Origin of the sequence: Providencia sp. PROV116, from assembly GCF_028482485.1 — a bacterium.
GTDB classification, from domain to species: domain Bacteria; phylum Pseudomonadota; class Gammaproteobacteria; order Enterobacterales; family Enterobacteriaceae; genus Providencia; species Providencia rettgeri.
Genome location: NZ_JAMPQO010000019.1, coordinates 146,096 through 160,606 on the forward strand (window position 1 = coordinate 146,096; position 14,511 = coordinate 160,606).

Consider the following 14,511-nt stretch of genomic DNA (forward strand, 5'->3'; position numbering starts at 1 on the left):
CGGTTTTTTTGTGTCTTTAATTTTATTAAAAAGCAAATAAGTTAGCCAACGTTTGGTAAAAATCCGGCAACAATCGAAAATTGGATAGCAATTACGGCGATACCACATACCAACACTAAAACTAAAATAGGCGTACCGCCTTTAACTTGATACCCACCTTGGGTTTCTAATTTACGTACACGCAGTGTTAACAGTGCAGGAATAATCAGTGCTAAGACTGAGAGCGCGACAGCGGCATAAGTTAATGCTTGTACGAAACTACTAAAGAATAGGGCGGCTAATAATGGCGGAACAAAGGTAAGCAAGCCTGTTTGTACACGACCGATAAAATGATTACTCCGTTTGAACAAATCTGCGAGGTAATCAAATAAGCCCAATGCAACACCTAAGAAGGACGTTGCTAACGCTAAATCCATAAATAGGCTGACGGCAATATTGACTCGAGGTGTAGCAACAACATCGCGAATCGCGGTAAGTAACCCATTAAGGCCAGACTCCTGCGCTAAGATCCCGATAAAGGTGTGTGATGGAATAGAACCTAACGTAGCGATTTGCCATAGAATATAAGCTACTAAAGGAATTGCGCTTCCGGTAATGAAAATCATACGTAATTTACGTACATCTCCATTCATATAGTTAACTAAACTCGGTACGCTACCATGGAAACCAAAAGAGGTAAAAATAACTGGCACTGCGGCCAAAACAAGGCCTTTTTCAATCGGCATAGTGCTTAAGTTTACCACTTCAGCATGTGGCATCATCACAACGAGCATGATGACCAAAAAAATCGTTTTTGCTGTAAATAAAATACGGTTAATAAAATCGACTGAATGTGTGCCAATGCACACGACTGCACCACCAATAATAGTAAATGCGATAATGGCAGTGTTGGTTGAAATGTTAATTCCCCACCAAGAAGACAGGCTATCTGAAATTAATACGCCTGCACCACCTATGTAAGCGGTTGTTAATGCGTACATTAATAGCAGCATACTGAGCCCAGTCACTATTTGGCCAACAGGACCCAGATATTTTTTAGCGACGGAGCCTAGGCCCATATTTGCAGGGTTATGCTGATACACTTCGACTAATAGTAATGAGGTATAACTCATTAACATCCATAATCCAACAAGCAAGCAAACGATGCCTGTGAAACCGACTCCTGCAGCGGCAAGTGGCATTGCCAACATCCCTGCACCTATTGTTGTCCCTGCAACGATTAACACACTGCCAAGCGTACGATTCTTCACAAGTTCCTCTGATTGAATTTCAATAATTAACAAGTGATGCAGATTATGCGATCGAAAGTTCGCTGTCAAATGTAAATTACAGCTGGTGTAATTATAAGTTTACACTGATAATCAAGTAGATAGCGAAACTAAAGACAATAATCAGGGTTAATTAAGTGAAGAAAAAATGATGATTTATAGTGACTAAAGGTAAATTTAAATGGGGTGGTTTGTTAAAAAAGGTGTGGTAATTAGTTGATTTTTATTAAAATGGCAGCTAACTGTACAGTATGTCAGTTACTTAATGTAAATTATGTGATGAGGTCAAAATAAAAGCATAAAAAATAAAACTAAATTGATTTTGAAGTTATCATAAATCAAATTAATGCTTGAAAATCATCCCGATAATATATGCAAACATATATATAAAGGATGGAACTATGGACTTTATGATTCAACTCGCCATTATCCTTGTTTGCTTATTCTATGGAGCAAAAAAAGGGGGAATGGCACTCGGGCTATTAGGTGGTGTTGGCCTAGTTATCTTAGTTTTTGGTTTTGGTTTACCGCCTGGAAAACCGCCTGTTGATGTTATGCTTGTTATCATTGCTGTTGTTGCCGCATCAGCGACGTTACAAGCATCAGGCGGTTTAGATGTCATGCTGCAAATTGCAGAACGACTACTGCGGAAAAACCCTAAGTACATTTCTATTGTGGCACCTTTTGTGACATGTATCTTAACCATTTTGTGTGGTACAGGGCATGTGGTATATACGATTTTACCTATCATCTACGATGCGGCGATTAAAAATAATATCCGTCCAGAAAGACCGATGGCCGCGAGTAGTATTGGCGCACAAATGGGGATTATCGCCAGTCCAGTTTCAGTCGCGGTTGTTTCACTAGTAGCAATGCTAAATGGTGTGACAATCAATGGTAAGTCACTCGAATTTTTGGATTTATTAGCAATTACTATCCCATCAACGTTAATTGGTATTTTAGCTATTGGTATTTTCAGTTGGTTTAGAGGAAAAGATCTCGATAAAGACCCTGTATTCCAAGAGTTTATATCAGTCCCTGAAAACCATGATTATGTTTATGGTGACAGTGTGACACTGCTAAATACAAAATTACCGAAAATTAACTGGGTCGCGATGTGGATTTTTTTAGCCTCTATCGCAGTTGTTGCACTACTTGGCGCATTCTCTGAACTAAGGCCGCTAGTTAATGGTAAGCCGTTATCTATGGTTTTAGTCATCCAGATGTTTATGTTATTAGCGGGTGCGCTAATTATCATTATCTGTAAGACCAATCCTGGGCAAATTTCAAAGAATGAAGTATTCCGTTCAGGGATGATTGCTATCGTGGCGGTGTATGGTATCGCTTGGATGGCGGAAACCATGTTCGGCGCACACATGGATGAAATTAAAGGAACGTTAGGTTCTTTAGTGAAAGATTTCCCTTGGGCTTATGCCGTCATCTTGTTATTAGTTTCTAAGTTTGTTAACTCTCAAGCCGCTGCACTAGCCGCTGTTGTACCAATTGCATTAGGTATTGGTGTTGACCCTGCCTATATTATCGCTTCTGCGCCTGCGTGTTATGGTTACTACATTTTACCGACTTATCCAAGTGATCTTGCGGCAATTCAATTTGACCGTTCTGGAACAACGCGTATTGGTAAATTTGTTATCAACCACAGTTTCATTCTACCGGGGTTAATTGGGGTGGGCGTGTCTTGTGTGTTTGGCTGGGTATTTGCAGGTTTATATGGTTATTTATAATCAATAAATTAAGTAAATAAATAGTGATTGCACAGGTAACGGGTAGACCGCTGTGCAATCACCTATTTTAAATTAACCAATTTCAATATCAGACAATGGATGGCAGCAGCAGGGAAGGATCTCGCCATCTTGTACAAATGCGATAGGTTTTTGCTTATAGCCCACTTTACCATGCAATAATGTCACTCGGCATGAACCGCAGTAGCCTTCACGGCATTGGTATTCTACAGGAATACGGCTGTCTTCTAAGGCTTCCAGCAAACAGGAGTGAACTTCGGTATGGTAGGGGACTTGAACACCCTGCGTTAACCGCAGGGTGATTTTATGGCTTGCCATACTTACAGTTCGAAGTCGCTCAAATCGTCGGTATCGACTTGAGAGTCAATTTGGCCGACTAAATAAGAACTCACTTCAACCTCTTGAGGTGCAACTTGTACGTTATCAGACACCAACCATGCGTTGATCCATGGAATTGGGTTTGAACGTGCTTCAAATGGCAATTTCAGGCCAACAGCTTGCATGCGAATGTTAGTAATATATTCAACATATTGGCATAAAATATCTTTATTTAAACCAATCATAGAGCCTTCGCTGAATAGGTAGTCAGCCCACTCTTTTTCTTGCTCTGCTGCTTGAACGAACAAGTCATAACACTCTTGTTCGCACTCTGCCGCGATTTCGGCCATTTCTGGGTCATCTTGCCCTGAGCGCAACAGGTTCAACATGTGTTGTGTTCCAGTTAAGTGCAGCGCTTCATCACGTGCGATTAGCTTGATGATTTTAGCATTTCCTTCCATCAGTTCGCGTTCAGCAAACGCAAATGAACAGGCAAAGCTAACATAGAAACGGATGGCTTCGAGCGCATTAACGCTCATTAGGCACAGATACAGCTGTTTCTTCAATTGACGTAAAGAAACAGTGACTTGTTTGCCGTTACAAGTATGCGTGCCTTCACCAAACATATGATAGTAATTGGTCATTTCGATCAGGTCATCGTAAAAACCAGAAATATCTTTAGCACGCTTTAAAATTTCTTCATTTTCAACGATATCGTCAAAAATAATGGCTGGGTCATTCACTATATTACGAATAATGTGTGTATATGAACGTGAGTGGATAGTTTCAGAAAACGCCCACGTTTCAACCCAAGTTTCCAGTTCAGGAATCGAAATCAGCGGCAATAATGCCACATTAGGGCTGCGGCCCTGAATAGAGTCCAGCAGCGTTTGGTATTTCAGATTACTGATAAAAATATGTTTTTCGTGATCTGGCAACGCATTATAGTCAATACGGTCGCGAGATACGTCAACTTCTTCAGGGCGCCAGAAAAACGACAATTGTTTTTCAATCAGCTTTTCAAAAATAGGGTACTTTTGCTGATCATAGCGCGCCACGTTAACTGGTTGGCCGAAAAACATCGGCTCCAGCATTTGGTCATTCTTTTTCTGTGAAAACGTTGTATATGTGTGTGACATAACAATTCCTATTAAATTTTACACGCGCCGCCTTCGCAATCGGAATCCGCTGACTCAACAACTTCTTCCAGATCGCCCTGAACATCTTCCGCCCCATCGCGGGTGTTATGGTAGTAAAGTGTTTTCACACCAAACTTATAGGCGAGCAATAAATCTTTTAGCAATTGGTTCATTGGTACTTTGCCGCTCTCAAAACGAGTCGGGTCATAGTTTGTGTTAGCAGAAATCGACTGGTCGATAAATTTCTGCATGATACCAACGAGTTGTAAATAGCCACTGTTTGAAGGCATTTGCCATAGTAGCTCGTATGCGCCTTTCAGATTTTCGTAATCTGGCACTACTTGACGCAAAATACCATCTTTAGAGGCTTTAATACTGATATAACCACGTGGTGGCTCAATACCATTGGTTGCGTTAGAAATTTGTGATGATGTCTCTGAAGGCATCAATGCAGACAGTGTCGAGTTACGCAGACCATGTTGTTTAATATCTTGGCGTAAAGCTTCCCAATCGTAATGCAAAGGTTCATTAGTTAACTTATCGAGCTCTTTTTTATAGGTATCGATAGGTAAAACGCCTTGTGCATAAGTTGTTTCATTGAACCATGGGCAAGCACCTTGCTCTTTTGCTAACTCATTCGAGGCTTTTAATAGATAATACTGAATGGCTTCGAATGTTTTGTGCGTTAAGTTGTTCGCACTACCGTCAGAATAACGAACACCGTGCTTCGCGAGATAATAAGCGTAGTTAATCACCCCAATACCGAGTGTACGACGCCCCATTGAGCCTTGCTTCGCCGCAATGATTGGGTAATCTTGGTAGTCAAGCAGTGCATCAAGAGCACGAACAGCTAATATTGCCAGCTCTTCTAATTCATCTAGGCTATCAATCGCCCCTAAGTTAAATGCCGATAATGTACACAGCGCAATTTCACCGTTCTCGTCATTAATGTTATTTAATGGCTTAGTTGGCAGTGCAATTTCTAAACATAAGTTTGACTGACGAACAGGGGCAACCTGTGGGTCAAATGGGCTATGTGTATTACAGTGGTCAACGTTTTGAATATAGATTCGGCCAGTAGACGCACGTTCTTGCATCATTAATGAAAATAGCTCAACCGCTTTAACACTGGATTTGCGAATATTTTCATCTTGTTCGTATTTCACATATAAACGTTCAAATTCGTCTTGATCAGCGAAAAATGCATCATAAAGACCTGGAACGTCTGATGGACTGAATAATGTAATATCTTGGTTTTTAATCAAACGCTCATACATTAACTTGTTGAGTTGCACACCGTAATCCATATGGCGAACACGGTTACCTTCAACCCCACGATTATTTTTCAGTACCAATAAACTTTCAACTTCAAGGTGCCAAATAGGGTAGAACAAGGTTGCAGCACCACCACGAACGCCACCTTGCGAACAAGATTTCACCGCAGTTTGGAAGTGTTTATAGAACGGAATACAACCAGTGTGGAACGCTTCACCACCACGAATTGGGCTGCCTAATGCACGAATGCGGCCTGCATTTACCCCAATACCTGCACGCTGTGAGACATATTTCACAATTGCGCTTGAAGTGGCATTGATGGAATCTAAGCTGTCACCACACTCAATCAGTACACAAGAGCTGAATTGACGTGTAGGAGTACGTACCCCCGCCATAATTGGCGTAGGTAATGAAATTTTGAATGTTGAAACGGCGTCATAGAAACGGCGAATATAATCGAGACGCGTCTCTTTTGGGTAATGTGAAAATAGGCAAGCAGCAACTAAAATGTATAAAAACTGTGCGCTCTCATAGATTTCACCGGTAACGCGGTTTTGAACTAAATATTTCCCTTCAAGCTGTTTTACCGCAGCATAGGAAAAATTCATATCACGCCAATGGTCTATAAAGCTATCCATTTGCTCGAACTCTGCTTCAGAGTAGTCTTCCAGCAAATGCTTGTCATATTTCCCCATTTCGACGAGGTGTTTAACATGCTTATATAATGCAGGCGGTTCAAACTGGCCATAGGCTTTCTTGCGTAAGTTAAAAATAGCAAGACGTGCAGCTAAGTATTGGTAATCAGGTGTATCACCCGTAATTAAATCTGCTGCTGCTTTGATCATCGTTTCGTGAATGTCAGAAGTTCTGATCCCATCATAAAACTGAATCTGTGAACGTAACTCCACTTGAGAAACGGATACGTTACTTAGGCCTTCCGCGGCCCAGGTTATTACCTTGTGGATTTTGTCGAGATCAATGCGTTCTTTATGTCCATCACGCTTTGTGACTAACAGACTCTGGTTCATGAGCAAGTACACCTTGGTTGAACTACAAATGGGTTAAAAAAACATAAAAAAGCTCATGGTGTAATGCCATGAGGCTAGTAGTGTTATGTTTGCTTGTACCACTATATGTAGTAGTTTGTTTAGAATACCATAACAAGATAATGTTAATATGTGATTTTATCAAGTGAACAAATTAGAGGGATCTTGTGGATAACTGGTTGGATAAGAAAACAGATCATGTCGGTAAGCTGCATGGTAAAAGGCATTAATAAAAAAAATGCTTCCGACATGAGGACTAAAATAAATTTTGTAAACTGCGATCGTTTGCTGCTTTCTTAAACGTACTGCTTGTGATTTATTCTTTTCACGACTAAATGACTATTCGCTCACAGTATGCAGCATATAATTTACATCAACATTTGGCCCTAGCCAGAATTTATCCGTTAATGGGTTGAAGTGTAACCCTATGATATGTTTATCTTTCAGTGGTGTTCCGTCAATCCAGCCAATTAACTCAGAAGGGCGAATAAATTTGTTGGCATCATGAGTCCCTTTAGGCACGATTTTCATAATATATTCAGCGGCGACAACAGCCATTAACCATGCTTTTTTGTTACGGTTAATGGTTGAAAAAATCACGTGTCCACCTGGTTTCACTAATTTAGCGCAAGCTCTAACGACAGACTGAGGGTCCGGAACATGTTCAAGCATCTCCATACATGTGACAACATCATAGGCTTGAGAGTGCTTGTCAGCGTGCTGTTCGACGGTTTCTTGGACATATTCAACCGGAATACCGGACTCAAGAGAATGTAAGCGTGCGACCATTAAGGGTTCAGCCCCCATATCAAGGCCGGTGACTTCTGCACCTTCACGCGCCATACTTTCGGATAAAATGCCACCGCCACAACCAACATCAAGAATTTTTTTACCGAAAACACCGTCTACACGCTGCATAATATAACCTAAGCGTAAAGGGTTGATGCGGTGTAGTGGGGCAAATTCCCCTTCTAAATCCCACCAACGGGAAGCGATGGACTCAAATTTCTCGATCTCTTGCTTATCGACGTTAAGGTACGTTGGGGTTTGGGTGTCATTCATACAAAGAAGCTCCTATTTTTAACCTATTCCCTAAAGCCTATTAACGATAATTATATTTAAACTATGTTCAGTAGGGGGAGATAGCGGCCCGATAAGAATTGATGGCTAAAATATAAACAACAATGCAGTTATTGCAGTTATTAATTGATAAACCCTCAAGTTTCGGACACATAAACTTAATTTTCCGCTATTATACATAGCTTGGAAGACAAATACCCGTCTCTTATTTTTATTAAATTGGCGAATTGTGGTATAGTTCTACTCTTTGAATCCGAAGTTATGAGGGACAGTGGTTCCATGAGCGAGATTGCCAGAGAAATCACACCAGTTAATATCGAAGAAGAGCTTAAAAGTTCGTATTTGGATTATGCAATGTCCGTTATTGTCGGCCGTGCACTTCCAGATGTTCGAGATGGACTGAAGCCAGTACACCGCAGAGTACTGTTTGCGATGAATGTATTGGGAAATGATTGGAATAAACCCTATAAAAAATCTGCCCGTATTGTTGGGGACGTCATCGGTAAATACCATCCACATGGTGATAGCGCTGTTTACGAGACAATCGTTCGTCTAGCACAGCCTTTCTCAATGCGTTACATGCTGGTTGATGGTCAGGGAAACTTCGGTTCAGTTGACGGAGACTCCGCAGCGGCAATGCGTTATACGGAAATCCGTATGGCGAAAATTGCCCATGAGCTACTGGCTGACCTTGAAAAAGAAACCGTTGATTTCGTTCCAAACTATGATGGAACAGAGCAAATTCCTGAAGTTATGCCGACGAAAATCCCCAACCTTTTGGTTAATGGGTCGTCCGGTATTGCTGTTGGGATGGCAACCAATATTCCACCTCACAATTTAGGGGAAGTGATTAACGGTTGTCTTGCCTATATAGAAGATGAAGACATCAGTATTGAAGGCTTAATGGAGCACATTCCAGGGCCTGACTTCCCTACAGCGGCGATTATCAACGGCCGTCGTGGGATTATTGATGCATATCGTACAGGGCGTGGCAAGGTCTATATCCGTGCAAGCGCTGAAGTGGAAGTCGATGAGAAAAATGGTCGTGAAACCATTATTGTCAGCGAAATCCCTTATCAAGTGAATAAAGCTCGCTTGATTGAAAAAATTGCAGAATTAGTTAAAGACAAACGCGTTGAAGGTATCAGTGCACTGCGTGACGAGTCGGATAAAGACGGTATGCGCATTGTTATTGAAGTTAAACGCGATGCGGTGGGTGAAGTTGTACTAAACAACTTATATTCATTGACCCAATTGCAAGTTTCTTTTGGTATCAATATGGTAGCTCTACATCAAGGGCAACCCAAAATACTGAATTTAAAAGATATCATTGCTGCTTTTGTGCGTCACCGTCGTGAAGTTGTCACTCGTCGTACGATTTTTGAATTACGCAAAGCGCGTGACCGTGCTCATATCCTTGAAGCATTAGCAATCGCCTTGGCTAATATTGACCCAATTATTGAACTGATCCGTAAAGCACCAACGCCTGCTGAAGCAAAAGCAGGGCTAATTGCACGTTCTTGGGATCTGGGTAATGTTGCTGCGATGCTAGAACGCGCGGGTGATGACGCCGCTCGTCCTGAGTGGTTAGAGCCTCAGTTTGGTGTGCATGAAGGGCAATATTTCCTGACTGAACAACAAGCCCAAGCTATTTTGGACTTACGCCTCCAAAAATTAACGGGCCTTGAGCACGAAAAATTACTGGAAGAGTACCGTGAACTTCTAGTACAAATTGAAGCTTTACTGTTTATTTTACGCAGCCCTGAACGTTTGATGGAAGTGATTCGCGAAGAGTTAGAAATTATTCGTGATACCTACAACGACCCTCGTCGTACAGAAATTACAGAAAATACTGCAGACATCAATATTGAAGATTTGATCAACCAAGAAGATGTAGTGGTGACATTATCTCATCAAGGTTATGTGAAATATCAGCCTCTGTCTGATTACGAAGCACAGCGCCGTGGTGGTAAAGGTAAGTCTGCGGCAAGAACTAAAGACGAAGACTTCATTGAACGATTATTGGTCGCCAATACACATGACACCATCTTGTGTTTCTCAAGCCGTGGTCGGTTATATTGGATGAAAGTTTACCAATTACCAGAAGCGAGCCGTGGCGCTCGTGGTCGCCCAATTGTTAACTTATTACCACTAGAGCAAGATGAGCGTATTACGGCCATCTTACCTGTACGTGAATATGAAGAGGGTTACAACGTCTTCATGGCAACGGCGAGTGGTACGGTGAAGAAAACTCCTTTACAAGAGTTTAGTCGCCCAAGAAGTGCCGGTATTATTGCGGTGAACTTGAATGACGGTGATGAACTGATTGGTGTTGATTTAACAGATGGTTCAAACGAAGTCATGCTGTTTTCAGCTCAGGGTAAAGTTGTGCGCTTCGCTGAAGATGCCGTTCGTCCTATGGGACGTACCGCAACAGGTGTACGTGGTATTAAATTAATGGATAACGACAAAGTCGTTTCTTTGATTATTCCACGTGGAGAAGGGCATATCTTAACTGTGACAGAAAATGGTTACGGTAAACGTACTGAAGAAGCTGAATACCCAACTAAATCTCGTGCAACTCAAGGGGTTATCTCCATTAAAGTGAGTGAGCGAAACGGGAATGTAGTTGGCGCGATTCAGGTTGATGAAACAGACCAAATCATGATGATCACGGATGCCGGCACATTAGTTCGTACACGGGTGTCTGAAGTGAGCGTCGTTGGCCGTAATACTCAAGGTGTTACCTTGATTAGAACCGCTGAAGATGAAAAAGTTGTTGGTTTGCAGCGCGTTGCTGAAACAGATGACGATGAAAACAATGATGATGAGATTGCAAATGAAAACACTGAAGAAAATGGTGTTGATGATGCAAATATCGACGATCAAGAGTAATCATCGCGTTTAATTTAATGAACGGGTAGCGTAATTAGCTGCCCGTTTTAGTTTCTAACCTTAATGTCTTAATTTTAATACTTTTCATGTTAGTCGCTTTTTTATCATGTAATCGAGTATAATTAGCAGTCATAGTATCGAATATACAGGAAAGCGCTTGAGATATTTACCCTCGTTTAAAACATCACTTAGACTTTCTCGGGATTTATTTCGTATCCTCGGCTTGATGTTGTGGGGTATGGGCGTTTTTATTACTTTATTCTTCCTTTATTCGCAATTTAATGAATACAAATCGGACATTCGTCAACAGTTCTATTCGGGTTATGAAAACCTGCAAGCCTATATTCAACAAACCGGAGCGACACTTAATTCTATCCAGTCAATGACTGAGCTATATCGAGTAAAGCTACAAGAATCGACAGAAGTAAAGAATCTTCCAAGTAAATTTCTCGAATTACCGAACGCATCTAATTACTCTTTCTATAAATTAACGCCGAATACGGATTGTGATTATTTTAGAGATAGAGCAGAGAATTACTTGCAGGCTTTTGAACAACTGAATTACTTTTGGAAAGAGAGTATTGCTGCACCTCAAGCTTTAAACCATGTCTTTTTAGTTGGTTCAAGAAGTTATTGTATGGTGGATTATCCGATCCGCTCAACAATATCTGATATCGAAATACTCAAAAAAGTCAGCTATGAAAGTGTGCGGACTTACCAAGGCTTGAGGTTACAAGGAAAAGAGCGCAATTTATTTACAATTATGCATGGTGCACAGCCAGATTATGGGCAAGTTTACTTAATTCAGGCAATCAAGCACGATAACATGCTGCCTGCGTTTATTGGGTTAGAACGTTCAATTAACTTGAATCAATTCAATATACGCCGAAATAAAGCTATCGAAATACTAATAATTAACGACTATAACCAGCCTGTTTTATATTCTCCTATCGATATCAACCCTAAGAGCTCAGCGCTACTCAATATTTCAGAGCCTTCATTTTTTGGTTTTAACTCAGATTATTCAAAATTAATCTTCAAAAAACGCTTACTGCCCTCTCAAATTACGGTCATTTTCTCCATTGCGACATCTGAAATATTAACTAGTTTAGAAAATACTATTTTTTACGGTATTGTCCTTAATATTTTTACGGGGGGGCTAATTTTCTTTTTAATTTGGTTACTTGAAAGGAAAATGCTAGAACCTGCAGAGAACACCGCGATACGGCTTGAAGAGCATGAACAATTCAATCACAAAATAGTGGCATCAGCACCTGTCGGTATCATCATTTTAAGATTAACCGATGGAGGTAATATCCTTAGTAATGAATTAGCTCATGACTATTTCCGGCTATTAAATGAAGATGATAAACAGCGAATATTAACAATCATTCGCCAAAAAACGAGCAATTATATTGATGTGGTGACAACCAATGGGACACATTTACAAATTAGCTTTGTAAACTCTCGTTATCAGAATGAAGATGTCGCTATTTGTGTATTAGTGGACATCAGTATTCGTGTTCAAATGGAAAAATCGTTGCAAGATGTAGCCGATGCAGCGGAACAAGCGAACCATGCTAAGTCGATGTTCTTAGCGACAGTAAGCCATGAATTAAGAACGCCGTTATATGGCATTATTGGTAACATAGAATTGCTACAACGTTATGAGTTATCTGAGAAAGCGACACGTTTGGTTTCCACTATGGATAACTCATCGTCGCTTTTATTACAGATTATTAGTGATATTTTGGACTTTTCAAAAATTGAATCTAAGCAGTTGAAAATAGAAAGCAAACTGTTTAATTGTCGTGAAGTTTTTGAGTTCGTATTAGCGAACTACTTGCCATTAGTGACTAAGAAAAAAATATCATTATATTCCTATATTGAACCTAACATTCCAGACCTAATATTGAACGATTCTGTGCGTTTACAACAAGTGGTTTCTAATATTGTTAATAATAGTATTAAGTTTACAGAATCAGGTTTCGTATTACTGTATGTTTGGAAAGATGAAAATTATTTAAAGATAGAAATACGTGACTCAGGAATTGGAATGACCCATGCAGTAGTCATGCAGTTGTTTGATCCATTCTTTCAAGTTTATGACAAAAATAATATAGGTCATAAAGGAACAGGTTTAGGTTTAGCGATTTGTGAAAAACTGATTAACCTCATGGATGGTGATATTGAGGTCAATTCCCAAATTGGGCTTGGTAGCTCATTTACTATTCGTATTCCTTTATATGGTCAAGAATATATTAAGAAAAACATTCCAGAATATCGTGCACATTATCGTATTGCTATCTCGTGCCGAAATGAATTTTTAATGAATTTTCTTTTACGCTTGTTAAGTCACGAGCAATTTACGGTTGTGGGTCATCACTCGATTGATAAAACACAAAATTATGACCTGCTAATAACCGATTATGAGTATACCGGAGGTATAACCTGTGAAGATCATATCCAGTTATCAAGTTTTTATGCCGGTGAACTTCACGAAATAAAATCACACCAATGGATTTATAATACATATCAATTAGATAAGTTGCCTGTTTTAATTGATAAAGTCATCATGAAAACGATTGAGCAATCGCAGAAAAATAATATAGCAAATCAACCATTGGTTGCTGATAATTCGTTAGGTGAATACCATGTGTTAATTGTCGATGACCACCCAATTAACCGAGCATTATTGAGTGAACAATTAGCGTCTATCGGTTTTACTACAGGCACTGCAATAGATGGATTAGATGCACTAAAATATCTAAATAATCATCACGTTGATATTGTTTTAACGGATGTAAATATGCCAAATATGGATGGTTATCAGCTGGCAAAAGAACTGCGGCGCTTAGAGTTTAGCTTACCCGTTATCGCATTAACTGCTAATGCAATGGCAGAAGAAAAGCAACGCTGTATTAATGCAGGAATGAATGATTGTTTGTCAAAACCAACAACAATTGCAATTTTACGAGAGACCCTGACGCGCTACTGTTAAATATACTTAAAGATGAATGCAAAAATAAAAACCCATAACTGGGTTTTTATTGGTGTAGTCTTATCATTGAAATGAAACTCACTCTGAAGGCGAGTTATCAATACTTACAGAAGAAAGGTAATTTAGCAGCGCAATATCATTTTCAACGCCTAATTTCAGCATGGCTGATTTTTTCTGGCTACTGATCGTTTTTATGCTACGGTTAAGTTTTTTCGCAATTTCAGTGACTAAAAAGCCTTCAGCAAATAAACGTAGTACTTCACTTTCTTTTGGTGATAAGCGTTTATCGCCGTAGCCACTTGCATTGACTTTTTCCAGTAGCTTACTCACACTTTCTGGCGTGAATTTTTTGCCTTTCTGTAAAGCGGCTAAAGCTTTAGGTAAATCAGCTGGTGCGCCTTGTTTTAACACTATCCCTTCAATATCCAGCTCTAATATTGCGCTAAGAATGGCTGGGTTATTGTTCATTGTGAGAACAATGATTGATAGATCAGGATAATGCCGTTTGATGTATTTGATTAAAGTAATACCATCGCCATATTTATCACCTGGCATTGATAAATCAGTAACTAGCACGTCTGCATTTAAGCGTGCTAAGTTATTAATCAAAGAGGTTGAGTCCTCAAATTCCCCTACGATATTCACCCATTCAATTTGTTCAAGTGATTTTCTGATGCCGAAAAGAACGATAGGGTGATCATCGGCAACAATGACATTTAGGTTATTCAT

The 14,511-nt window shown here is 40.0% G+C and carries 9 protein-coding genes; 3 read left to right on the plus strand and 6 right to left on the minus strand.

Translation table 11 applies throughout. The features are described from left to right. Nucleotides 1-41: 41 nt before the first annotated feature. Nucleotides 42-1,190, minus strand: a complete 1,149-nt coding sequence (tyrP, locus tag PSE72_RS13920; protein WP_254178842.1) for a tyrosine transporter TyrP — start codon at nucleotides 1,188-1,190, stop codon at nucleotides 42-44. Nucleotides 1,191-1,669: 479 nt separating this feature from the next. On the opposite strand from tyrP, the gene PSE72_RS13925 reads away from it, so the two are divergent. After that, nucleotides 1,670-3,010: an anaerobic C4-dicarboxylate transporter gene (locus tag PSE72_RS13925; protein ID WP_109911562.1), complete on the plus strand. Its 1,341-nt coding sequence runs from the start codon at nucleotides 1,670-1,672 to the stop codon at nucleotides 3,008-3,010. A gap of 72 nt (nucleotides 3,011-3,082) precedes the next feature. On the opposite strand, the gene yfaE is transcribed toward PSE72_RS13925, so the two are convergent. From yfaE to ubiG, 4 genes are all read right to left on the minus strand, one after another. Further along, nucleotides 3,083-3,346 (minus strand): class I ribonucleotide reductase maintenance protein YfaE, encoded by a 264-nt coding sequence (yfaE, locus tag PSE72_RS13930; RefSeq protein WP_109911563.1) that lies wholly within the window; start codon nucleotides 3,344-3,346, stop codon nucleotides 3,083-3,085. Between the two features lie 2 nt (nucleotides 3,347-3,348). Then, complete coding sequence (gene nrdB / locus PSE72_RS13935; protein WP_004912195.1) at nucleotides 3,349-4,485, minus strand: class Ia ribonucleoside-diphosphate reductase subunit beta; 1,137 nt, start codon at nucleotides 4,483-4,485, stop codon at nucleotides 3,349-3,351. An 11-nt stretch (nucleotides 4,486-4,496) separates the two neighbouring features. Further along, complete coding sequence (nrdA, locus tag PSE72_RS13940) at nucleotides 4,497-6,788, minus strand: class 1a ribonucleoside-diphosphate reductase subunit alpha (RefSeq protein ID WP_004912194.1); 2,292 nt, start codon at nucleotides 6,786-6,788, stop codon at nucleotides 4,497-4,499. 357 nt (nucleotides 6,789-7,145) lie between these two features. Then, complete coding sequence (gene ubiG, locus PSE72_RS13945) at nucleotides 7,146-7,868, minus strand: bifunctional 2-polyprenyl-6-hydroxyphenol methylase/3-demethylubiquinol 3-O-methyltransferase UbiG (RefSeq protein ID WP_198641564.1); 723 nt, start codon at nucleotides 7,866-7,868, stop codon at nucleotides 7,146-7,148. Nucleotides 7,869-8,165: 297 nt separating this feature from the next. On the opposite strand from ubiG, the gene gyrA reads away from it, so the two are divergent. Further along, on the plus strand, nucleotides 8,166-10,781 hold the full coding sequence (gene gyrA, locus PSE72_RS13950; protein ID WP_004912190.1) for a DNA topoisomerase (ATP-hydrolyzing) subunit A: 2,616 nt from the start codon (nucleotides 8,166-8,168) through the stop codon (nucleotides 10,779-10,781). Nucleotides 10,782-10,995: 214 nt separating this feature from the next. Continuing rightward, nucleotides 10,996-13,782, plus strand: a complete 2,787-nt coding sequence (rcsC, locus tag PSE72_RS13955; protein ID WP_238562958.1) for a two-component system sensor histidine kinase RcsC — start codon at nucleotides 10,996-10,998, stop codon at nucleotides 13,780-13,782. Between the two features lie 78 nt (nucleotides 13,783-13,860). On the opposite strand, the gene rcsB is transcribed toward rcsC, so the two are convergent. Then, complete coding sequence (rcsB, locus tag PSE72_RS13960) at nucleotides 13,861-14,511, minus strand: response regulator transcription factor RcsB (RefSeq protein WP_004259923.1); 651 nt, start codon at nucleotides 14,509-14,511, stop codon at nucleotides 13,861-13,863.

Excerpts from the sequence above, each read along its gene's own strand:
- nrdB (WP_004912195.1), bottom strand. The coding sequence starts at position 4,485 with ATGTCACACACATATACAACGTTTTCACAGAAAAAGAATGACCAAATG.
- yfaE (WP_109911563.1), bottom strand. The coding sequence starts at position 3,346 with ATGGCAAGCCATAAAATCACCCTGCGGTTAACGCAGGGTGTTCAAGTC.
- ubiG (WP_198641564.1), bottom strand. The coding sequence starts at position 7,868 with ATGAATGACACCCAAACCCCAACGTACCTTAACGTCGATAAGCAAGAG.
- rcsB (WP_004259923.1), bottom strand. The coding sequence starts at position 14,511 with ATGAATAACCTAAATGTCATTGTTGCCGATGATCACCCTATCGTTCTT.
- nrdA (WP_004912194.1), bottom strand. The coding sequence starts at position 6,788 with ATGAACCAGAGTCTGTTAGTCACAAAGCGTGATGGACATAAAGAACGC.
- tyrP (WP_254178842.1), bottom strand. The coding sequence starts at position 1,190 with ATGTTGGCAATGCCACTTGCCGCTGCAGGAGTCGGTTTCACAGGCATC.
- PSE72_RS13925 (WP_109911562.1), top strand. The coding sequence starts at position 1,670 with ATGGACTTTATGATTCAACTCGCCATTATCCTTGTTTGCTTATTCTAT.
- gyrA (WP_004912190.1), top strand. The coding sequence starts at position 8,166 with ATGAGCGAGATTGCCAGAGAAATCACACCAGTTAATATCGAAGAAGAG.